At 55.2% G+C, this 22,515-nt stretch carries 16 protein-coding genes; all 16 read right to left on the bottom strand.

Annotated elements, in window-relative coordinates; all coding sequences use genetic code 11:
- Positions 1–11: 11 nt before the first annotated feature.
- Positions 12–1,049 carry a Gfo/Idh/MocA family protein gene (locus BLR08_RS25190; RefSeq protein ID WP_072336613.1) on the bottom strand — a complete coding sequence of 346 codons (1,038 nt, stop codon included), beginning with the start codon at positions 1,047–1,049 and terminating at the stop codon, positions 12–14.
- Positions 1,050–1,154: 105 nt separating this feature from the next.
- Positions 1,155–2,006 (bottom strand): phosphogluconate dehydrogenase C-terminal domain-containing protein, encoded by an 852-nt coding sequence (locus tag BLR08_RS25185; RefSeq protein WP_176835603.1) that lies wholly within the window; start codon positions 2,004–2,006, stop codon positions 1,155–1,157.
- 19 nt (positions 2,007–2,025) lie between these two features.
- Positions 2,026–3,429: a four-carbon acid sugar kinase family protein gene (locus BLR08_RS25180; RefSeq protein WP_072336607.1), complete on the bottom strand. Its 1,404-nt coding sequence runs from the start codon at positions 3,427–3,429 to the stop codon at positions 2,026–2,028.
- A 12-nt stretch (positions 3,430–3,441) separates the two neighbouring features.
- Complete coding sequence (locus tag BLR08_RS25175) at positions 3,442–4,713, bottom strand: ribulose-bisphosphate carboxylase large subunit family protein (protein WP_371117705.1); 1,272 nt, start codon at positions 4,711–4,713, stop codon at positions 3,442–3,444.
- The gene (locus BLR08_RS25170; protein ID WP_072336604.1) at positions 4,710–6,575 is read right to left on the bottom strand and encodes a D-apionate lactonase family protein; all 1,866 of its coding nucleotides are present in this window, start codon (positions 6,573–6,575) and stop codon (positions 4,710–4,712) included. The genes BLR08_RS25175 and BLR08_RS25170 overlap by 4 nt, the downstream gene beginning before the upstream one ends.
- Positions 6,576–6,633: 58 nt before the next feature.
- Complete coding sequence (locus tag BLR08_RS25165) at positions 6,634–7,938, bottom strand: glycoside hydrolase family 140 protein (protein ID WP_072336601.1); 1,305 nt, start codon at positions 7,936–7,938, stop codon at positions 6,634–6,636.
- 30 nt (positions 7,939–7,968) lie between these two features.
- On the bottom strand, positions 7,969–8,886 hold the full coding sequence (locus BLR08_RS25160) for a carbohydrate ABC transporter permease (protein ID WP_072336598.1): 918 nt from the start codon (positions 8,884–8,886) through the stop codon (positions 7,969–7,971).
- Positions 8,887–8,904: 18 nt separating this feature from the next.
- Positions 8,905–9,801, bottom strand: coding sequence for a carbohydrate ABC transporter permease (locus tag BLR08_RS25155; protein ID WP_072336595.1), 897 nt, complete (start codon positions 9,799–9,801; stop codon positions 8,905–8,907).
- Entirely contained in the window at positions 9,788–12,388 is a 2,601-nt protein-coding gene (locus tag BLR08_RS25150; protein ID WP_072336592.1) for a DUF5696 domain-containing protein, read from the bottom strand. The genes BLR08_RS25155 and BLR08_RS25150 overlap by 14 nt, the downstream gene beginning before the upstream one ends.
- A gap of 12 nt (positions 12,389–12,400) precedes the next feature.
- Entirely contained in the window at positions 12,401–13,021 is a 621-nt protein-coding gene (locus tag BLR08_RS25145; RefSeq protein WP_072336589.1) for a YIP1 family protein, read from the bottom strand.
- Entirely contained in the window at positions 13,014–14,480 is a 1,467-nt protein-coding gene (locus tag BLR08_RS25140; RefSeq protein ID WP_072336586.1) for an NHL repeat-containing protein, read from the bottom strand. Before BLR08_RS25140 ends, BLR08_RS25145 begins: the two co-directional genes overlap by 8 nt.
- 4 nt (positions 14,481–14,484) lie before the next feature.
- Positions 14,485–15,342 (bottom strand): carbohydrate ABC transporter permease, encoded by an 858-nt coding sequence (locus BLR08_RS25135; protein ID WP_072336582.1) that lies wholly within the window; start codon positions 15,340–15,342, stop codon positions 14,485–14,487.
- Between the two features lie 15 nt (positions 15,343–15,357).
- A complete protein-coding gene (locus tag BLR08_RS25130; protein WP_083537488.1) occupies positions 15,358–16,317 on the bottom strand; it encodes a carbohydrate ABC transporter permease in 960 nt (319 codons plus the stop codon).
- On the bottom strand, positions 16,298–19,222 hold the full coding sequence (locus BLR08_RS25125) for an extracellular solute-binding protein (RefSeq protein ID WP_072336708.1): 2,925 nt from the start codon (positions 19,220–19,222) through the stop codon (positions 16,298–16,300). Before BLR08_RS25125 ends, BLR08_RS25130 begins: the two co-directional genes overlap by 20 nt.
- Before the next feature lie 36 nt (positions 19,223–19,258).
- Complete coding sequence (locus tag BLR08_RS25120) at positions 19,259–20,623, bottom strand: ABC transporter substrate-binding protein (protein ID WP_072336579.1); 1,365 nt, start codon at positions 20,621–20,623, stop codon at positions 19,259–19,261.
- Between the two features lie 122 nt (positions 20,624–20,745).
- A complete protein-coding gene (locus tag BLR08_RS25115; RefSeq protein WP_072336577.1) occupies positions 20,746–22,410 on the bottom strand; it encodes a response regulator in 1,665 nt (554 codons plus the stop codon).
- Between the last annotated feature and the right edge of the window lie 105 nt (positions 22,411–22,515).

Raw genomic sequence — 22,515 nt, 5'->3', positions numbered from 1 at the left:
ATTGGCTCTGTCTAGGTAAAATGAACCGCCTCGTGCCGTTCCGCGCTTGTATACGTCGCAAACATCAATCTCATCGTCTTCAGGTTGTCTTCGCCGCTTGTCTGGAAGGGAAGCCCGTTATTCAAGCATTCCATGAAATGGCCTTGCAGCCGGTAATGGCTTTCCGCATGATCGAACTTAGTGCCGGCGACCCGAACCTGTTCCACGCCGGCGTTGTCGACCCACGTGATATCACCGTTCGTCATCAGCTTCAATGTGCCCCTTTCTCCTTCGATGATCAATTGCTCCCGATGCTCCGCCTGTACGTTGATGCCGGGAGGCGCGGCCAGTTCCCGGCGCGTTGCCCAGCTCATATCCATAACGGTGTAGAAATCATCATAACCAAGCGTAATCAGTCCCGTGTCCTCTCCGGCGATATGCGGGCTGATCCGCAACAGCTCCGCGTACAGCCGCTTCGGTTCGCCGAATAAAAAGCGTATCGTATCGAACCAATGGGCCCCCATCTCGTAAAACAGCAGCCGAGGCATTTCGCGGAAGAACGGCTGAGGCAGCTCAACGCCCGGTGCCATTCTCGGGGTGTAATAGTCGGTATGAATATACCGGGCAACATGGAGACGGCCGAGCGCTCCCTCCTCCAAAAAACGTTTGATCCGCTGGTACGGCTGCAGCCATCGCCAGTTTTCGGTCACCATTAAGCGAACTCCGCAGTCGGCTGCAATCCGCACCATTTCCTCAGCTTCCTCCAACGTTTCGGCGAACGGCTTCTGACACAGGATGTGCTTGCCAGCCTTCGCCGCCCGGGCAACCAGGTCCGGGTGCGTCTTCGGGCCGGTTACAATATCGACGATATCGATGTCCTTCCTTGCGAGGAAGTCATCCGGATTTGTATAAAGCGAATCGGAGCCGATCTGAAACTGACGCCCCCGCTGTTCGAGCTTGTCGGCGCTCCGGTTGCATAACGCCGTAACCTGGACGCCCTCTAACCGGCTCCACGCGTTCAAATGATGCTCCGACCAGTAGCCGGTGCCGATCAGGCAAACCTTCCACATGCCGCAACCGCCTCCGCTCCACGGTGATTGTTATCGCTGCACCGCATGATTTGTAATGAGTCGTGAAACTCTTTTGTATTCGGTAGCCGGGGTCAAGCAGCGCGGCTACAAGCTCCCTTTTGCCGGATGAAGCATGGCATCGATTTGCTCGCGTACGCGATCCGGCTCGAACAGCTTCTCCCAGCCTGGCTTCAGCCAATAATTACGCCCGTATTCCATCGCGACCTGGCAGGCGTCGGAGAACGGGTTGCCCGCTTCGCCGAACACGATCGCCAGCTCGATGTGCAAATGCCCGAGCATGAAGTCTCTTGCCGCTTCGTACGGAACGCCGCGCCGAACCGCCTCATCCATCACATCCTTAAGGAACGAAGCGGCGGCCGCGCCGATCGTTTCCGCCATCGTCGGCTCGAGCATCGCCATCTGCTCCACCGTGATGCGGTGGGTGCGCATAACAGGCGCGTACATGTCTTTGGCGATTTGCTCCCCCAGCGCATAATGCTCCTCGGGCCCTTGGATCAGCGCGCAAACGACCGCCTGCTCCGCCAGCCTACCGCCGAAATAATCGTTTCTGGCCGCGGGATCGGTCTCGTTGTTGAACAAAGGGGGGTGGCAAGGGTGAGCGGCATAGTATGATACATCGGGGCGGACCGGCAGTTGGCCGAGGTAAGCGGCAGCCGGATCCAGTACAATCAGCATCGCCCCGCTTTTCATGAGCGGCACGACCTCCGCCGCCACTTGCCCGATCGCGACATCGGGGACCGCAAGGATGACCACGTCGCTACCGGGCAACGTTTCCTCCTTCACGGCGGCGGTCAAGCCTTTCGCCTGCAAGTTACGCATGCCGGCTTCGCTTTTTTCCAAGTAGCTCATCCCATAGCCGAAATGCATCAAATTGTCTGTTATTCGGCTGCCCATCTTGCCGCCTGCGCCGATTAGCGAGATCGTTGTCATTTTCATTCACTCCCTGCTTTGTCTGTTACTGCCCATCGCGGACCCGAACGAAGTAATCCGCTTGCCCCACCTGCCCGCCTTTAAGCGCCAGCTCCAGTCCGTCGAAATCGGAATTTGTGGAGTAAGAGATACAAAGCGGCCCGCCCGGAGCGATCGGACTTAAGCATGCGATCGCGTAAATGCCGAGCTCCCGGGTGACGTAACCCGATGTATCTCCGCCTGCGGCGACGAACCGCTTCAGCTTGTTATCGTTCACGATGAGCCTCGTAAGACGGCCCAGCGTCTCACCAAGCAGACGTCCGGTATCGAAGACGTCGTTGCCGGCTGCCGTCAATTTCTGTTGAATCGTCCGAATGCTCCTGTCTTCCGCCCCCATGGCCGTATACAGCAGCGGACTCCCCCCCTCAGTCAGCACGCGGGATGCACGCTGCCGCAGCTCGTTCACCGTCTGCTCCGCTTCATCCGGCTCGATGAGCCGCTCCGCATCGACCCGGATGCCGACAAACCCGCGGGCAAGCGCATAGCGGATTTGCGTCTCCGTAACCGGGGAACAGCTGCCCGATACGACAAGCAGCCGCTCGACCGGACCGGTTCCGGCAAGTTGCGCCGATGCCGTCATTGTTGATGTCGCCGCAGCCGCGATGCCTCGCTGCCGCCAATGAGCGGCCAGCGCGTACTCAACGCCCGACGATCCGACAACGAATCGTACGTTCCCGTCCAGCGCCTCCTCCCAGATCAGCCTTCCCGCCCGCTGCAGCCGCATGTCGTCCAGCACGTCGAAGAGGATCGCGTCCGGCCGTCCGGCCATTTTGTCCGCATATCGTCGCTTCATCTCCTCGTAATCTCCATCTAACTCGACAATATTCAGCAGGCCGACCGACTTCTTCGTCTGCTTGGACAAATGGGCGCGCAGGTCGGACTCTTCCATCGGCGTTACCGGGTGACGGGACATGACGGGATGACGGTCGAGCCGGTACACGTCTCCCCCAGACGCTGCAAAATGATGGCCGAACAGCGTATACCGCTGCAGTGCCGGCGCCCCGACCAGCAAAGGAATGCAGCGCTGCTCCGGGAAAACTTCGGCGGCCAGCTCCATCGCATACCCGATGCTCCCAACCGCCGGCGACGAATCGAACGTCGAGCAAATTTTATAATGCACGATCGGCGTGGGGAAGCTTCTCAAGCATGCCAGAATGGGCCAAAGCTCCCGCTTCATGCGGTCCGGTCCCATCGACCGTCCGACCCCGGCGACGCCGAACGCCCGAATGTCCGGGAACCGATCTGCAAGCTGCTTCGGCTCGGGGGGCTCCAGAAACAGCACTGTCTTCAAGCCGTTAATCGTTAATGCTTCCATCGAATCTGTCGCACCCGTAAAATCGTCCCCGTAGAAGGAGAGCAGCAGTCGTCCGCCGTGCAATTCTAAGTCCATCGAGCCACTTCCTTACTTGTTTATGCCGAACGTATCGATCGCCCGTTTCAGCTCCGGATGCGTTCTCGCATATTGCTCCGCAGGAATGCCGCTTTGCGCGGCCTCCCACGCCTGCTTCATACTGAGCACTCCGCCCGCCGGACCGTCTGGATGAGCCAGTATGCCTCCGCCGGCGACATTCAGGATGTCGCATGTCCCGATCAGCCGGTATGTCGCGTCCGCGGTAACGGCCGACTGTCCGGACGAAAGGACCGGCACCGCTTCATAGGAGCCGAACAACGGCTTGCGGATCGCCTGGATCGAGCGCAGCACCGATTCGTTGCTTTCGTAGAACTTGCTGTCAAGCGCATTCACATGCAGATGATCGGCGCCGGCCAGCCGGCACAGCTTCTGATACGCGGTAAACTCCATGCCGAGCAGCGGGCAGCGGGTCATCATCCCCCATTGATTCCGGTGTCCGTGAATCGGAAGCTGACTGTAACGGTTCAGGTAGGCGAGACCTGCAAGACCGATGCTTTGGATGCTGACCATCACACAGGTGCCTCCCGCTTCCAGCACGAGATCGTGATTGCGTCGAAGCTCGTCGATGTCTCCGGTAATGTTGAACGCATACATCGTCTTGCGCCCGGTTTTGTCAGCCGCCCGTTCGATTTGCTCCATCACTGATTTCACTTTGCGATCAAACGGCGCAAACAGCGGACTTGCATTCAGCTCATCGTCCTTGATGAAATCGAGTTCCGCTTCCGCCAGTTGCCTCACCATGCCGCCAAGCTCTTCGATGCTTAAGCCGACACTTGGTTTAATAATCGTGCCGATCATCGGCCGCCCGAATACGTTCATCAGCTTGCGCGTACCTTCCACGCCGTATTTGGGCCCGGCATACGCAGCGGCAAATTCGGGCGGCAGCTCCAGATCGAGCAGCCGAATGCCGGAAAACTCCTGTAATTCATACAAATTCCCTGCAACAGCGGCCATTAAATTCGGGATGGACGGCCCGAAGTTGACGTAAGGAAAATCGAGCACGACCTCGCAGCGCGTATAGCGCCCGTTATGCCCTCGCGGCGGCTTGGCGCCGGGCAGCGCCGGCACAGAGACGACGTCCAGCTCCTTCACGCTGACAATGCGGGCTGCGCTTCTCGCTTTCAGCTCCGCCGTTTCCCCCGGAACAGCGACGAACGTCCCGGTCGACTGCTCGCCGGCCATCACTTCTGCCGCATGCATCGGATCATGCGGCGTTTCGATAAAATAGGAGGCACGAACATAAGACGTACTCCAATTGCTCAACTTGACGCTCCCTCCAGTCTCCAACCGTGTATATCCAGACAAGCATAAGCATACGGGGCAAGCCGAATCCGAATCGGCTCGGAGTCCGCGCCAGCCGGCCGTTCCGCCGGCGCCTCGTCCTCTCCCGCGCACGAGGCAGCCCGCGATGTCCCGTCCAGTATCCGCATCGTCGCCGACCGGTACGTTCCGACCGCAAGCTCCGCCTCCTGCCACGCGTCGGTCATATTGGCCAGCAGCAGCCGAAGCCATCCTCCGCTGCCGTTCAACGCCAATGCCGCGAGGCGTGAGCCGCAGCCGCTCAGCGGAATTACGGCGGCTGAAGGAACCGCGGCGATATCGGCAAAAACATGGAAAAGCGGACGCTTAACCCCGCGATGGACAAGACCAAGCGGTCCCCACAGCTCGTAAAAGGACACGGACCGAATCGGGTCCGCGCCTTCGCCGCATAAAGAAGCGATGCTCCCGAGCGTCCAGGCCGCCCCGAAAAGCCTGCCTTGTCTCTCGTCCGTTTGCCCGGAAACCGGTATGCGTCCTTCTGCTCCCCCAGCCGCGTTCGGATTCAATCTCGGCTTCAACGCAACCGGTCCGATACAAAGCGGCTTGCGGGTTTTCGCTGCGGCATCTGCAGCAGTGTCGCGCTGAATCGGGACCGTTTCCATCAACGACCGGTCATCGAAAGCATGCACCTGCGGATTCATCGAGTAAACGGCGAACTCCATGACATCCAAAGGCAATACCGCACGATTCAATTCGGCGTAGTACGCCCGGGTGCCCCCGCCGACCTCAATCTCCGTATCGGCGGAGATAGTCCGCAGCGCCCGCTTCACAGCCAGAATCTCATCGCGTCCGGCAATGAACGCTCCCGCGGCATAAGGAATGATGCGTTTGATCGGCAGCCGCTTTTGCCCAATTAACCCCATCAACTCCCGCAGGCGCTCATACGTATCCAGCAGCAGCTCCAGCTCGATGCCGCAGCCGTACCTGCCGGCCCAAAGAGCGGCCGAGTCCACGCCGCGGCCCCATCCGGAATCGCGCAAATCCAAGGTCAGTCTCAGGAACGATGGGTTCAACTGCAACAACCATTCCCGGTCAGGCTTGCTCGGTTGTTCCTCCGAAACCGGAACGGCGAAACCGAGCTCGGGAAGCTTCCCGGACTTCGCGCCCCCCGCGTCGAGTCGGATACAACACTCCTTCTCAGCCGCGATAGCCGCTTCCACGCCTCCATGTATCCGCAGCTCGACAGCCTGTTTGATCGTCTGCCCGGCCTGGATCCGTACCGGAAACCGATGTGCTAGCGGCGTGCAGTACGTTTTGAAGGAAGCGTCCGTCCAGTTGCGCTGGTCCTCCGTCTCGAACGTATCCCCTTCGAACGACAGCTCGGCACGGATGCCCGGCACGGGTTCGAATTGCATCCCAAGCAAGTTGAGGAACGGCTGGTGCGGGGAAATGGCTGACGGAAACTCCCCGTACACGGGTCCGCTTGCCGTATGGATCGTTGCCGCTAGCCCGGCAACGGTCACCGGATGAAGCACGCAGAAGCCGATCCGGTTTTTGTCGAAACCGGTTCTCGCATACCCGTCGAAATTGAACCGCACTTTGGTATCCTCCAACCGAATCTCACCGTTCCAGAAGAAGTCGATATCGTTCTCCGCATGCTCGCAGCCGAAATGCACGGTCATCCCGTTAGCGTCTTCCATTATTTGAACATTCCGTATGCGCGGCGTTACCGTGCCCCAATCCCGATCGCGCACCGCCGCATAGATGCCTCTGACGATTTCCACTCCGTTAAAGGCGATATACCGCAATCCCCCTTCTTCGAACTCCGCTTGCAACCGGCCCGCTCGCAGCACAACAGGTTCCATCGATCATCCTCCCCCATCAGATCGTTACAGGATGAACTTTTCAGATCGACATCGAACGTTATTCGCTCTCCGTATCGAGCACGAGCACCCAGTCGTTGCCTCTTCCGCTCGAAGGCGGCATGAATTCCGCGATTCCGTCATTTGGAAACGTTCCTGCCTGCAAATACATGCCGCTGCGCGGATCGAACCACGACGCTCTTACCCGGTCCCCGGCGATTTTGCCCATCACGACCTCGAAGCGGACACCGTTCGGAGAGTAAATCATCGCATAGTCCGTCCCCCGCGTCGCCGTCATATAATTGGCTCCCGTACGATTATTCGCAATCAGGCTTTGATCCGGCACCCGGTCGAAAAACGGCCGCGATTCCATGAGCGTCCGCACATGCTGCATCTGGGCCGCTCCGGGCCGCGGCAGCGCGTCGCGCCAGTGCATGAGTCGATTGACGCCCGGCTCCGTCGTCATCGACCATATGCTGTGATGCCCGTACGTATGGCCGAATCCCCCGGAGAACACCCCGTAATAGGCAGCCGTTCGCACATCCGCCGCATCGAAGTAACCGTTCTCCGGCTTGAAGCCGATCGGGATGTCCTCATAGCAAGGCTCCGAATCAAATGTAGGCTTAACGGGAACTTTATCGTAATCCTCGGCAATTTTCGTATAGTTGCAAATAAGCCGCTGTCCGTGTCCCGATTGCACCATATTGAAGTCCAGCCAGGACTCCTCGTGCAGATGGTAGGAGGACGATTGCCACCCTTGCGGATGAAATGTCATCAGTTGACGGCCACCGGTTGTCGTCCGGATTCCTTCCGCCATCGCCCGAATAATCGCGAAGTGTTCGTAGGTGACCAATGACCGGTCGCCGCCGAGCACCCAGATCATATTTGTCCTGTCCTTATACCGGTCGCCGATCCATTCCCCGTACACCCGTGCATTTTTTTCGTTAAAAATAACCGGACCTTTCCCATGCTTCAGATGGAACTTATCTCCCCAAGTGGGCAGCAAAGCTACATACAGACCGAGCGAAGCGGCCCGGTCGATCACGTAATCGGCGTGTTCCCAATAATGTCCCGTACCTTCCGTATCCGGCAAGCTCGGGTCGAATACGCCCGTTTCATTTTGCAGCAACGGTGTTCTGCCATACGGGTTCCCTGCTGTCAGTCCGTGCGACTCGGCCAAAGCGACGGTCTGAATCACATTGAACTTCAAATTGGCCCGGTTTCCCAAATATTCGTCCGCTTCCTCTCGATCGAGCTTGTGAATAAGCTCCCATGCCGTATCCCCCAGCCAAAAAAACGGCGTCCCATCCTGATAGCACAAAAACCGGCCGTTGTCGCTGATCTTCAATCCTTGTATCGATGTCATCTCATTCGTCCTCTCCTCGCATGTTATTTGTTACCCGACGATCCCCGTACGCTCCACGCTTTCTACAAAATAGCGCTGCACAAACAAGTACATAATGAGCAGCGGGGCAATCGACAGCATCAGACCCGTCGACACAAGCATCGAAGCGTAGAACGGATCGACGCTGGCGGCGGTTTCCAGACTTGCGCCCGGCGCATCGAACACCAGGTAGTTGTTTACGTTCGCCGGCAGGGCGACGAGCTCGTTCGAAAGTACTTTTATTCCCGTCAGGAAGTTGCCCGTAAAGAACGTATCGTTCCACTGCCATACGAAGGAAAACAGCGAAACGGTAATAATCGCCGGAACCGCACTCGGAATTATAATATGGGTGAAGCATTTGAACACGCCCGCCCCGTCTACGAACGCGGCTTCCTCCAGCTCCTTGGGCATATTCATGAAAAACTGCCGGAATATATAAATGTACAATCCGGACTTCAAGGCGTTCCCGGTAATCGCCGTCAGAATAAACGGCCAATACGTATTCAACATGTTCATGCTTTTGAACGACAAATAGAGAGGCACGGCGATGGTTTGCGGTGGAATCACAATCGTCGCGACAACGCCTGCAAACAGCAGCTTCCCCCATTTGGACTGCCATTTCGCGAAGCCGTAGCCGGCAAGCGAGCATGCCGCAAGCTGAAATATCATTGTCGTTAGCGATAAGGTAAACGTATTGAGCAGCGTGGAGCCGTACTCCATAATTCGAAATACGACCTTCATATTGTCCAGCGTCAGCCTCTCCGGAATCCAGACGACGACGGGATTGTAAATATCGCTTTTGTCTTTAATCATCGTCACCAATTTGACCAAGATCGGGTAAAGCACAACGAAGATCAGGCCAATGAGCAGTACCGATCGGGTGAATACCCATAAACCGTTTTTCAGTCTTGTTGCCGTTGCCAACGACACGCCTCCTGCCCCCTTTTTTTAGTTGTTGTAAAACACTTTTCTGGAGACGAGCCCCATGCTGACGGCCAGTATAACGGCGACCATCAGGAAGTACGCCCACGACATCGCGGAGCTGACGCCGAAGTTGACATTGCTGAATGCGACATTATGGATTAGCGTCGTTACTTCGTTGTCTTTGAACGAATCGATGATCGAATAGACGACCACAATCGGGATCAAGGAGCTGACCATCGGAAACGTAATTTTCCAGAATGCTTCGTAGCCTGTAGCGCCCTCGATCTTCGAGGCCTCGTACAAGGATTGGGGAATCGACTGGAGTCCCGCCAGCAAAATCAAAATTTGTACGCCCGACATGCTGATAATGGAATAAATCCGGTCGACCGCTCCTGTCAAGTAGCCGACAATCGTAGGGGGAAAGCCGCTTTCCAGCATCATTTGCTCGAGATCCAGGCTTTGCAGCACCTGCATCACTCCCGAACCCGATTCCCCCGCCATCAGCTCCGCCATATAGCTGGAGTTCTCGATGCTCGACATGACGCTGGAAGCCAAAATGACCGGCAGGAAAAATACCGCCCGGGCAATTGCCCGGCCCCGGAACTTCTGATTCAGCAGCGTTGCCAGAAACAAGCTGAATAAAACGATTAGCGGAACGTTGATGATCATATCCAGCGCCGCTTCCAGCAGCAGCCGGGTAAAGTTTTGATGAACCGTAAATATAAACATGAAATTATCGAATCCCTTGCCGATCAACTCGTAGCCGCCGCCGGTTATGTTCAATTCGCTGAACGCAAACCGGAGCGACGTTACGAGAGGGGCGATGAAAAACAACAAAAATCCGATAAACCACGGCAGCACAAACAGCATGGCCATATACCGTCTTCGCTTCTCAAAGCTGAGCTGGTCAATCCGCTTCATGACCGATTCCCCCCGCGTAGTAATCACGGGCCTCGATTGTTATCCCTTCAACCGTCGCAGGACGCGAGCCGTAGTTCACAATAACGAACCTGCCGCCTTCGAACACCGTTTTATACACATCTTGCCCGAGCTTCTCGTGCGATATCATTTTGCTGCCGGCGATATCCTTGAGCACGCTGTTGATTTCTTTGTAAGCAGCCGCCGCATCCTCGATCCAGGTCCGGTAATGGACGGCGTGCAGATGGTTGAATGCCGTACCTTTCACCAGGGAATTTGACTCGTAAATCCAGGCAAAAAACACGTTCGAACCGTATTCGATACATTTCAGCATATAGTCGCGAATGTCGGCTTCTTGGTTCAAGTTGTACGGCGCGCCCGCGTAATCGATAAATCCGTGCAGCACAAGCTGGTAGAACGGAACCGGTTCATCGGTCGTATGGAAGCCGCTGTCCGTCATCGGCGCATCAACGATATGCCGCGCGTAGGGGAATGCGTAGGCGTTGCCCCCGCGAACGAGCAGTTCGGTATCCGGCATTTGCTCGCGCAGTTGCTTCATCTGAGCAGCTGCCATCGCTTGCGCCTGCGTCCGGCCCGCTGTCTGCCCTTTGCGGTAATTGGCATGCACTGTATCTCCCAGATCTCGCACACTCAAGCCTTGAAGCCCGAATGGACGATAGCTTTGCATAAACCGCTCGACTACGCCCGGCAAAGCTTGAGGAGCAAGCAAGTAAGCGGAATCGGCTTCCCGATCGAGACGTCCCGTCGCCGGGTCATACGGATAAACTTTCGCCAAGCTCCGGTTCAAATGCCGCGCGGCCGTCTTGGTCGGGCTGTACGTAAGCGAACTGTCCGGATATAATGCTGCAAACCGTACATCCGGATACAAGGTCATCCCCGCTTCACGGCCGAACGCCGCCAGCTCCTTTAATCCTTTCGCGCCGCCCAGTACCCGTTCGGGGGACACCTTGGTCGGAAGCGAATGGTTCACGCCTCCGTTAAACCATCCCGTATACAGCAGCTTCGTGTTGGTCAGTGATTTGCCGTGCAGTTCCCGGACGATCGCCTGCGCCTGCTCGAAGCTTGTTAACGGCTGCATCGTGTCGTAAGGAATGCCGACCATCTTTTTCTCCAGCGGAATGGCGCCGATCACCTCCAGATAGAACGGCAGATCGCTTGGGGCGCTCTCACGCTTAACCAGCATGCCGCGATCGACCAAATAGCGTTGATACGCATGGGCCATTCCCGAGTAGTTCGCCGCCCGATCTTCCAGTAATACGTATCGAATGACGAAATCTTCACTCTCCGGCCGTTCCTGATACGTTGGAAGCTCGCGCGACGTATTGCCCGCCTCGATCCGGATCATCTCCCGGGACAGCAGACGAAACTCGGCGAATACATGGTTGAACGCACTGAGATAACCGCTCGATGTCGCCTTTACGCTCGCCGCAGCCGCGCCGCTCTCAATAATCGCCAGCAGCGCCTGATCGTTTTTCTTCAGGCCGAATACAGGCATACGGACCGTTTCCGTTACCGAATAAGGCCGTCGCACGTTAACCGCCGGGTCCTCTCCATACACGCTCTGCTCATAAGGAGCTGTCGACTGCTCCGCTCGGTTCATATGGATCAAGCTTCCCGAGCCATCGGGCACGAGCAAATAGCCTTCGTCGTCCGGGCTGCCCGCACCGAAAAACTCCAGAACGGATATGTCCGTCAGAGGAGTGAGTGCCGAATACTCCACCTCGTTAACCGGAATACGGACGATAAACTGTTCCCCGTCCAGTCTGTATTCGATCGACAGCTTGTATTTCTCGCTGTTGTCGGAGGCAACTGCAATATGATGCTCCTCATTGTCTAATGCCAGTTCCGCTTCGTTGTAGCCGGCAAGCCGGAACGCCTCCAGCGTTTTACGCAGCACCGTCCCTTTCAACCCATCGTCGTAACGCTCGTACACATCGGGATTGTCCCGGATGACGTAGGCGTTACTTAAATAACGATGGAAGGAATCTCCCGCCTTATTCGTAATGCTGTCCAGTCGCGCCTTGCTGATTCGCTGCGGAAGCGTATCGATTTCCGTTTTCGGCTTGCCGAACTGATACGTAACCTTCAGCCCTCCCTCGATCGGCTCCGCTGCAGCCTGCCCATGGGCCGCGCTGTCTCCAAACGAGGTCATGATCGCCTGTTGCCTCGCTTTGTTGTAGTAGGTGAAGGCAACGGGCGAGTTCATGGCGTTTTTGATCGCCGGGGTTGCGATTGGATCGTCCGCCGCACCCGGCGCATTAGACCGCCATATCGTGCCCGTACGGTCGTTGCGCACTGCAATGCCCGAGCTCGATTCCTCGTAATACAGCGACAGCATGCCGTTGCTTACGATCCCCTTCATTCCTTCAAGCTCCACCTGCGGGCGGGAGAAGGACGCTGCCTTGGCGCCTGTCACGCTAGCCGCGCCTGTCGCATTTGCCGGCTTGGCCGCGTTCGTCCAAGCCGATGACGGCAAAGCCGACATTTCCGGCTGAAAGCCCCAAATGACCGCAGCGGTTCCCCCGAGGAGGAGTACAGTCAAGAGGGTGACAAGAAGCCGATAGTTCATCTGATTTCCTCCTCAGTTCCGGAATACAATCTCTTGATAAATGGTGGATACGAACGAAAACATTTGCTGAATCAGGCTGAATAAGAGCAGCCCGAGAAATAACAGAAAGCCCATGCCGACCAGCGTAAGCAAGATCGTAACCAGCGTCTTTGTGGCCGTATACTGATGGACGGTCATTGTACCGACGAAGAGCAGAAACAAAAACCAAAAAAACGCAACCGAGTTGAAAAAAAAGTAAAAAGCGCTTTCCTCGCGTGTAATCCAATTGCTCAATATCGTGTTCGGAATCAGAATGAGAGCGAGCGGCAGCATGGCATAAGCGGTTGCGATGCAAATTTCCGAAAATTTCCCTTCGCCGTCCATCAATGTCGTTAGCGACCAGTTCGCCACGCTCCAAAGAAAGAACGGAAGAAGTACGTTGCGCAATTGGACCAGGCTGTTGAACTGCTCCGGATTGGCCGAATTAACGATGAAGCCTCCATACTGGTTTTGGACGACGAGGCCGATGAAGACGAGCAGGACGATCAGGCCGGCTATTTTCCCATTGCCCCTGGACTCGTATTTCAGATCCCAGAAGCCGGCAAACGGTCTGACGATGAGATGAAACGGAAACAATAGCAGCTCTTTACGCACGACGTTCTCCTCCTTTCTTTCTTCGGATTGCTCTAAGGACGAGAACGCCCAGCGCCAGGACGAACGCCAGCGACATCGCGGTGCCGAAGTACTCCCGCATCACGTCTTTGCGGTACCGCTGAAACGCCTTGGAATAATAGCCTTTATCCATGCCAAGTCCGGCATATTCGGCCGCCTGCCTGTTCATTCCGCTCCGCAGCTTCGCTTTGCTGATCCCGGTATAAGCGATATCATAGTTGGCGTCGTACTCGATCACCTTGTTCCATAGCTCCGCGGATTGTTCGTCCTTGCCTTTAAAATGCAAATCGACCGCTTGATTGATCAGCCTGCCGATCGGCGTCGTTTCGAATACGGTAATCCGGTTCAGCGCCCGGTCGAGGACAAGGATCGAATCCCCTGCATAATCGATCGCCGCCGGCGTGTGAAACGTCCCTTTCTGGTTCCCGAGCTTGCCGAATATATACAGCAAATTCCCGTCCCAATCGTAAGTAAATATTTTCCCCCGTCTCACGTCGAGCGCGCTGTACACCCCGTTATCCCGGACCGCAATATCCGTAAATAAGGATGGACCGCTGGCTTCGCCAAATCGGATATACTTTAAGTCTCCGGAAGGGACGGCATAACCTTCCTTGCGGAGCACATCGATGCCCGTAGGGTTCAAGCGCTTGATTGGCGATGCCGTATTCGCATCGGAATTTGTTGTGTATAGGAAACCGTTCGGATCGATATCGAGATTCGTATACTCGGTCGGAATGAACAGCTGCATGCGATCGCGCTGCTCTTGGGTGGCAATCATTTTCCAGAAATAATCGACCATACTGAAACGGACCCGATTCGTTCCCGTAAACCCGGTAAACCGTCCGTCCGCATCGAACTCCATAATGCCGTCGAACGTTCCTTGGGCAACGACGTATACGCGTTTGGCTTTATCGACTGCCACCTTAATGGGCAGGAATACGAAGCCGGCGGTAAGCACTTCGGATTTCGGAGTCTCGATCAGCCCGGCCAGCTTTCCCGCAGCATCCAAGTGGACGACTCGGCTGTTGCCGGTATCGGCGATGTACATGTCGTTGTCGTCGGTTACGAATATCCCGTTCGGCGAGTTGAAATTGTCCGCCTTCCGACGGTTATCGAAGCCGGTAATTTCCCGGACGAATTCGAATGCGGCGTTCAGGACGACGATCCGAGCGTTGCCGGTATCAACAACATAAATGCTACCGTCCCGTGCGACGAACAAATCTCTCGGCTGGTTGAAATGGCCGATTCCGAGAGAGCCGCCGCTAACGGTACGGCCCGGCTTATACGCGACAGGCGCCGGAATCGTCTTTCCCCAATACGAATAGCCGTATCCTTCATAGGGCGATTTGGCGTAAGCACCGTTCTCTATCGGGACGATAAGGGCGAGCACGAAGGTCAGGACGACAATCCGGATAAAGCTCAGCGGCATAAGTCCCTTCATCGCCTCACTCCTTCATGCCCGAGCTGGCCATCGTCTCGATGATATTGCTCTGCGAAACGATAAAAATCGTAATCGGCACCGACATCATCAGCAGAGCGACGAACGCGCCAGGGCCGGCACGAACGATTCCCCCGGCCAATATTTGGCCCAGCGCATAACTCATCGTTTTCAATTCCTCGCTGTAAATAAAGCTCCCCCCGGTCGTCCCCCACAATACTTGAAACAACAGGATCGTTAAGGTAAGCCAGGCCGGCTTGACGAGAGGCATCACGATTTGCCAAAAAATCCGGTATTCGCTCGCCCCGTCGATCTTGGCCGCTTCCAGCAGCGTATCAGGAATTTGTTCCATAAACTGCTTCATCAAGTACAGGCCGAGCGAAGAGGCGAGCGCTGGAGCGATCACCGCCGTATAGCTGTCGATCAGCCCCAGCCAGGACATAATCACATAGTTCGGCACCGCCGTTACATGCGGAGAGAACATCAACGACAGAACGACGATCGTAAAAAGCGGCTTCGCGCCGGGAAACCTATGCTTTGCAAGCGGATAAGCCGCTGCCGAAGCGAGAATGACGTGGCCAACGGTACCCGCGAGCGTAATGAATACCGTATTGAACACATAACGCGTAAACGGTACCCAGGAGTTCGCCATCAGGTTGGTCAAATCGAAAAAATTGTCTAGCGTCGGATTTCGGACCAGAAATCTCGGCGGAAACAAGAACAGCTCGTCGAGCGGCTTAAAAGCATTATTAACCGTATAAATGAGCGGCAGCGCCATAAAGGCACCGAACATGCCGAGGAAAAGGAATACGGCAACATTGCCCCAAAAGGAACGGGTTAGTCGTTTTTGGGAATGGGCGGCCATTGTGCTCACTTGGGTCTATTCACCCACTTTCCTTAGCAGTTTCTGGACAACCATATTGCTGCCCACCATGATGGCGAACAGGACGGTGGCGATCGCCGAAGCATAGCCCATCTCGAAGCGAATCGAGCCGTAATCCATCAAGTGCGTAACGGCAGTATGCGCCGCGTAATTGACGCTGGGGAACCCGGCAAGCGCAACCGACACTTCGGCAATGGCGAACGACGACGTAATCTGGATGACCGCTCCGAACAGAAGCTGAGGACGCATGGAAGGCAGCGTAATATACCACAGTTCCTGCCAGCGGTTGCGGACGCCGTCGACCGCCCCCGCTTCGAATAACGTCCGGTCGATCGACTGCAGGCCGGCGATAAAAGCGAGGAAGCTGACGCCCAGGCTCAGCCATAATTGAACGAGCATGACGATCCACAGCACGAAGCGCTCGTCCTGCAGCCATTGAATCGGCTCGAGAATAAGGCCGAGCTTCATCAGAAATCCGTTCACATACCCGTAGCTGTCCCCCGAGAACATGATGAGCCAGATGAAGAAAATGTTTCCGGATATGGACGGCGCGTAAAAAACCAGCGTCATCAACGCGCGTATCCGAGTCGGCAGCTCGTTGATCAGCCAAGCGAAGATGAAGCACGCCAGGTAGCTGACGGGGCCTGTAATAAAAGCGAATAGAAACGTGTTCTTGATCGCGATGAGAAACACGTCGTCCTCAAGAAACAACCGGGTGTAATTGTCCCAGCCGACCCACTTCGGAAACTCGAGCAAGTTGAAATAAGTGAAACTGACTAACAGGGACAGCGCTACGGGCAGCACCGTGAACAGGAAAAAGAGCAGCATGTACGGCCCCATCAGAACATACGAGTGCCGATTCGCCCATATATCCTGCAGCAGGACGGAAGCCCGCAGTCCGCCCCCTTGAAGCAGCGGTGATTTCGATTCGGCGAGCTTAGTGGTCGGCTGCTGCATCTGCGGGCACCTCCGTTTCGTCCGGTAATCCGAATTCCTTGCGTTTGAGCGCAATCTCGTTATGGATGACGAGAACGTGATCGTACAGCGCTTCGCGCGGATTTTCTCCAAGATTGACAACTTTGCGGAATGCGTTGTCCAGATGCCGGCCTGTGAAATAGCCGCCCGGCACTTCCGGTATTCCGCGCACCCACTGCCACTGCTTCTCCAGGTTCTGATAATCTTTAACCGGCCAAGGCAATTCCTGCAGCGCCTCGATATTGGCCGTCGGGTATCGGGCAGCCGCCCCCATCAAGCTTTCCATCTCGCGGCCGAAGCGAACCTGCGTATTCTTATCTGTCCACCATTTCATAAATTGCCACGAAGCTTCTTTGTTTTTCGCTTGCTGAAGCATCATGACCGCGGTCCCCCCGCTTGCAACCTCGCGGCGAACGCCGCCGCTGGCATCCGGTGTGCCGGGTACGACAGTGAAATCCCACAGTCCGCGAATTTCCGGCGCGGCTACCGTCAATACATTGTAGGTATTGTAAGGTGCGATGCCGATCGGCATTTCACCCAGCCGGAACCGGTTCATAAAGTCGAACTGGAGCGGAAACTTGTAGCTCGTATAGAAGTCGGTCCAGCTTCCGAAAGCGCGCATCGCAACGTCTTGATCCAAAGCGCTTCGCTTGCCGCCGGCCTCGTAATAGTTTCCGTCCGTTTGAAACAGCAGCATCGAGAACGTATCGTTTGGCGTCATCGTCGACTTCTGATCCTGGATCGGCAGCCCGAATTGCATATACCGCTTCTGCAGCTCCGGAATCATCTTATGCACATCGTCCCATGTACCCGGAACTTCAAGTCCGAGCTCGTTCATAATATCTTTGCGGTAGAACAGCATGCTGAACAGCTGCTGCTCGGGCAGGGCGTAAACGCCGCCGTTAAATCGCAGCGGCACGAGCGCGCTTTCCCGAAACCGCGACGCGACTTGCTCGAAATCCGCAAACTGACTGACGTCGAATGCCGCGTTGCGCATCGCGTAGTTGACCGGATCGGCCGTGCCGATCTCCAGGGCTACGTCCGGCCCTTGTCCGGCCAATGTAGCGGACAGCAGCGTGCCGTTGTCGACCAGCTTCAAATCGACATGAATGCCGTTTTTCGCTGTAAACGTGTCCTCGATCATTTCCTTCATGACTTGCGCTTGATCGCGCCCGGTGCCGATCCATACCGTAATGCGCTCCTGATCGGCTTCGGCAACACTGCCGATCGTATTGTAATCTTCGATGAACGAGTAGAAGAACGCACCCAGCTCATGCCTCATTTGGTCGGAAATTGGACTATGGGCGGCCGGCATCGTCACATCCGGTGAAGCGACCAGCAAGTAATCAAGCTGCAGCGGCATCTCACGAATCGTCAGCAGCCATGTGCCGAGCGAACCGATATTGATTTTGAACTGGTCGAGACGCTGGGCCACCGTATGCGGATTTTGCGCCATCTCCTCCAGCTGTCTGGACAGCGTGTATAAAATCGCGGTTTTATCGCTTTTCTCTCCCGTAATGTCCCGCAATTGCTCTGCTACGGTGTACAGGATATTCCGCTGCGCGGTAAATCCCTTTGCCAAATCTGGAATACGGCGTTCGAGCTGATAATCGCGATACGGGTCCGGCTGAGCCGACGTAATCATCAAGATTTGCCGATAAACGGCGTTCAATTCGAGAACGCTCGACTCAACGGTGCGAATGAGCGGGGAAATATCCCCCAAATTTACTTCCAGCCTGATCGTGTGCGTCCCTTTGGTGAGATGAAACAAATACGGCTCCTCGGCGCCGCCAAGCGTATGGAGCTGATAGTCCGCATCGTAGTAGAACCGGTTGCTTTCGACCTCCTTAAACGGCACCTTTCCGTCGATGTACAGCTTCCGGCTGGAATAAATGCCTCTGGCCAAATTTTGCTTGCCCTTGATTGCCAGCTTATACAGGCCTTCCTCCGGGACGTCCACCGTCCATTCCATCCATTGTCCCGGCATGCGCCAGTTTTGACCACCGATCGAGTTCATGCGAATTTTCGATACATGATAAGGCTCGACCGACGGGGAAGTATGGTCGGGCTGAGGGTATAAGGTAGGAGACGACTTGTGCATGGCATGCTCGCCCTGCACCTTAATCGAGATATTCGCAGGCGACTTCGCGCCTACTCGGGCATAAGCGTCCTTCAGCTCGGCATACCCCAGCGCTTCCTCCTCCTGGTACAGCTTGATATAATCGATGACGACCGGCTCGCGCAGCGATTGCAGCGTCAAGGTGTTTTCCCCTTTCGGAAAGTAAAACAGAAACGGCTTCTCCGTCAGCCCGTTCGCATCCTTGAACAATGCTTCCTGCCACATGAACTTCTCGATTTGACTGGGCCGCAGCTCGTTGCTGCGATTGTCCTGTTTAAACGGCTGCCTTTCATTCGTCCAGACGCGATCGAAGATGAACGACTCCGCTTCTTGAAAGGGAAGCTGCCCGTTAACAAGCAGCTTCCTTTCGATGGATGAGCTTTTCCCTTGTACGGTATAATAGCGGATTCCGAGGTTATACAAGCCTGCTTCCTGCACTTGAAACGTCCATGTAACCTGCCCCGTCTCACCTGTCTTCAGCGCCTTGCCTCTGATCGGATCTGGGCCGGACACGGTCTCCGCCTCGCCTTCCGCACGGCTGTATGCCTCACCCTCGACTTGTATACTCGTGCCGGGCCGGGCCTTGTCCCGGTGCAGCCTCAAGTAGTTCTGGTAGCTGTTCTCCGCATACGTCTGCAATCCCTCGAGATCAACCCGCTCACCCGGATGGTCGTCAGCCGCACTGTCGCCGGAGAACCACCAGACCAGCGCCAGAATGACTGCTATTCCGATTAGAACACCGCGATATCTGGTTACGTATCCGATCATCGTGCCATCCACCCTTACCGTTTGCATCTCGCTTTCTTATTTCTTCTTCAGCGCATCGTCCATCGCCGCTTGCAGCAGCTGCTTATTCATTTCGACAACCGTGGCCGGCGCCAGTTTTTCCAAATACAGCTGGTTCAGCATCTGATAAACGTTCCAATCCGGGAACAAGTCATGGTTCATCACCGTATATTGGGGAGATTGCATCATCATTCTCGCCGCCTTGATATCCTTCTCATCGGCAAAATAGCCCTCCAGACGGCTTTGTCCGGTATATTCCTCGAGCGGCTTCGTCTTGAAAATTTTGGACATGAGGTAGACGAGCTCTTTCGGATTTTTCGCGCCCTTCGGAATCGTCCAGAAGTTCGGAGGGTTGGAGATCGATTTGTAGCCCGTTCCTTTCGGTCCGACCGGGAATGGCACGAAGCCTAAATTTTCGCCCATGTCTTTAACGAATCCGTCCCCTTCCCACTGGTAGCCGACATACATGAGAATTTTGCCTTGGTTGAACGCCGCTTTGACCGCCGCCGAGTCGTTAGATACCTTCGCTATTCCCGCCAGCTCCTGGGCGAACGTCAGCGCCTCAATAGACCTCGGATCAGACAGCTTTTCTTTGCCCTCATTGATATCGAGGAAATTGCCGCCGTTGGAGACGAGCGCATGGGCGGTAATGGCCAGCTGGGATCCCGCCAGACCGAACGTATCGCCTTTCGTCACCTTGCCCAAAACTTCTTTCAACGTATCCCAGTTCCATTTGTTCTCGGCGACATATTCGTGCAGATCTTTGATGCCAGCATCGGCAAGCATTTTCTTGTTGTAGTACAAGCCCGAGAAATCGGAATAGCTTTTTTCGAATCCGTAGACGTGACCGCGGAACTCTCCGATGGTTTCTCGAATCATCGGGTCGATATATTTGCCGGCCGGTCCTTTCAAGTCGATGATTTCATCCAGCGGGGTGACCAGCCCGGACGTGACCATACCCGGGAACAGCGCCCTGCGTTCTAACCGGATCACGTCCGCGATAGGCTCGCCCGCAAGTATGGAGCTCGTCGCAAGCTCTTTCAAATTGGCGAACGGCGTCGTTACGAATTCGATCGTAAAGTTGTGCTTCTTCTGCAGCTCTTCGATATTTTTCTTAATTTCCTGGTGCTCCGGCGAATCGCCGAATTCGATTTTCCACCAAGCGGTGGCCTTAATCTTACGCCCGCCTAGATCGAAGTCCATCGTCCAGTCCTCTTCCGCCGGCGGCTTCTGCTGGGGCGACTTTTCCGTAGACTTATTCTCCTCGGCCGGGGCCGGCTGCTTCACATCCGTCGCTTCGCCTCCTCCCCCGCTGCACGCGACTACGAAAAACATGAAAACCGCAACCAGTACAAAAGTGAAACTGCGCCTTCCTACCTTCATGAGATCTTCCCCCCACTAGTGATAATCGTCGGATAGATCGGTCTTAGATCTATCTTCTTGTATCTATACTATTGGCTTTAGGAGGTAAGCAAAATGAAAGAAACTGCTAAATAGTTGAACAATCATCGCTTTTTGGCCGTTTGCGGTTGAGCGGTTGAAAGCGGAGTTGAACGATTTTGAGATCGGTTGAACGATTTCCGATATTCATTCGGATTAAGTCCCGTAACTTTCTTGAATACTTTGCTGAAATACGTATATTCCGGCGAAAATCCGACTTTGGCAGCAATGTCGCACGTTTTCAGCCGGGAGCCGGTTAGAAGCTCCTTGGCCCGTTCGATCCGGTAACCGTTTAGAAACTCGACGAACGTAATGCGCAGCTCCTTCTTGAACAAATTGCTTAAATAGCCAAGGCTTAGATGGACATGGTCCGCTACTTGCTGCAGGCTGATGTCCCGGTCATAGTTCATCTGGATGTACCGGATCGCTTTCGAGATATCACCGCTCGTTTGAAGGGCGGACCTCGACTGCTCGGCAAGGTTTGTCAAATACGATTGGACGTGCTCCAGCATTTCCGGCAGCGTATCGCAGCAGTCCATCGTTTCGGTAATCGTTTGCAATTGTTTCCTCTCATCGTGGCGGCCGTCATATACGTTCGTGTTCAGCCATTGGAGGAGCGAATACAACGACATCCGAATTGGCTTCTCCCCCTCTTGCAAGGAACGAACAAACTCCGCCATGTAGAGGTCATATTGCTCCAGCTTTATCGGACTCATCATCTCGCGCAGCGGCGCGTATTCCCGTATGCTTTGCACTTGCGCGTGAATGCCGCTCAGATTGACGCCATCCAACGAAGTATGCTTTTGGCCGGGACCCGCAAAAAATTTGTTATCCAGCGCTCTGACTGCTTCCGCGTACAGCTTGCGCAGCGCTACGTACCCACTGTGCACGCCGCTGATCCCGAATGACGCCGAGCCGTTAAAGCAAGTGCAAATCACTTCCTGAATCGTGCCGAGCATCGAATGAATTTGCTGCACGATCGACTGCTCGGAGGCAAGATCTTCAAAGCTGAACAGGAGCAAATAACGGGTTTCATCGAGAAACACCGCTTCACCTTTTTGGCAGGTAGTGGTGATCTCGTACAACATATTAAGCAAGGTGTTTTTGATTAAATGGCCGTGCTCGTCGCGAAATTTATGTTTCAGAGCAAAGTAGCTGTCGACCTCCATGATGCAAACAACGTTTCGAACAGGCGTCAGCCTGAATCCGTTTTCAACGACAAACTGCCCGAATTCCTCCACGGAATATATGCCGTAAAACAAAAAATCTTTGATATATTTCTCCTTGACCAAATCCAGATTGATCGTTTTCAGCCGTTTTTTGTCCGGCGATTCCATAGCGGAGCTTAACTCATCCAGCTCCGCGCGGATGCAGCTGAGCGCATGTCCGAGCTCATCCTCGGTCATCGCCAATTTCAATAGGTAATGGGATACGCCAAGCGACATCAATCGGCGGACAAGCTCGAATTCCTCCAGGCAGGTCAATACGATAATGCGAGTTTTCTTGTTCTGCTCGCGTATACTCGCAATCAATTCCACGCCATCCATCCTGGGCATCCGGATATCGGTAATCACGACATCCGGAAACCCTTCGTCGTAACAATATTGCAATGCAGCCGAACCGTCAGAAAAATCCGCCACGACCTGCATGCCGAACCTGTCCCACTGCACAGAGCCTTTGAGCCCCAGCCGAACGAGCATTTCGTCTTCAACGATGATCACCTTATACATTCACCAAGCCCCCTTGCCAAGAGGATAAGCTTCATACTACGGACAGACCGCCATAAACCCGTTGTGGATGAGGAAGAGGCGGTTTCCGGGATTGGCGCGTTCGCA

This window comes from Paenibacillus sp. cl123, assembly GCF_900101595.1.
Classification (GTDB): Bacteria; Bacillota; Bacilli; order Paenibacillales; family NBRC-103111; genus Paenibacillus_G.
This window is presented reverse-complemented; position numbering and strand designations above follow the sequence as displayed.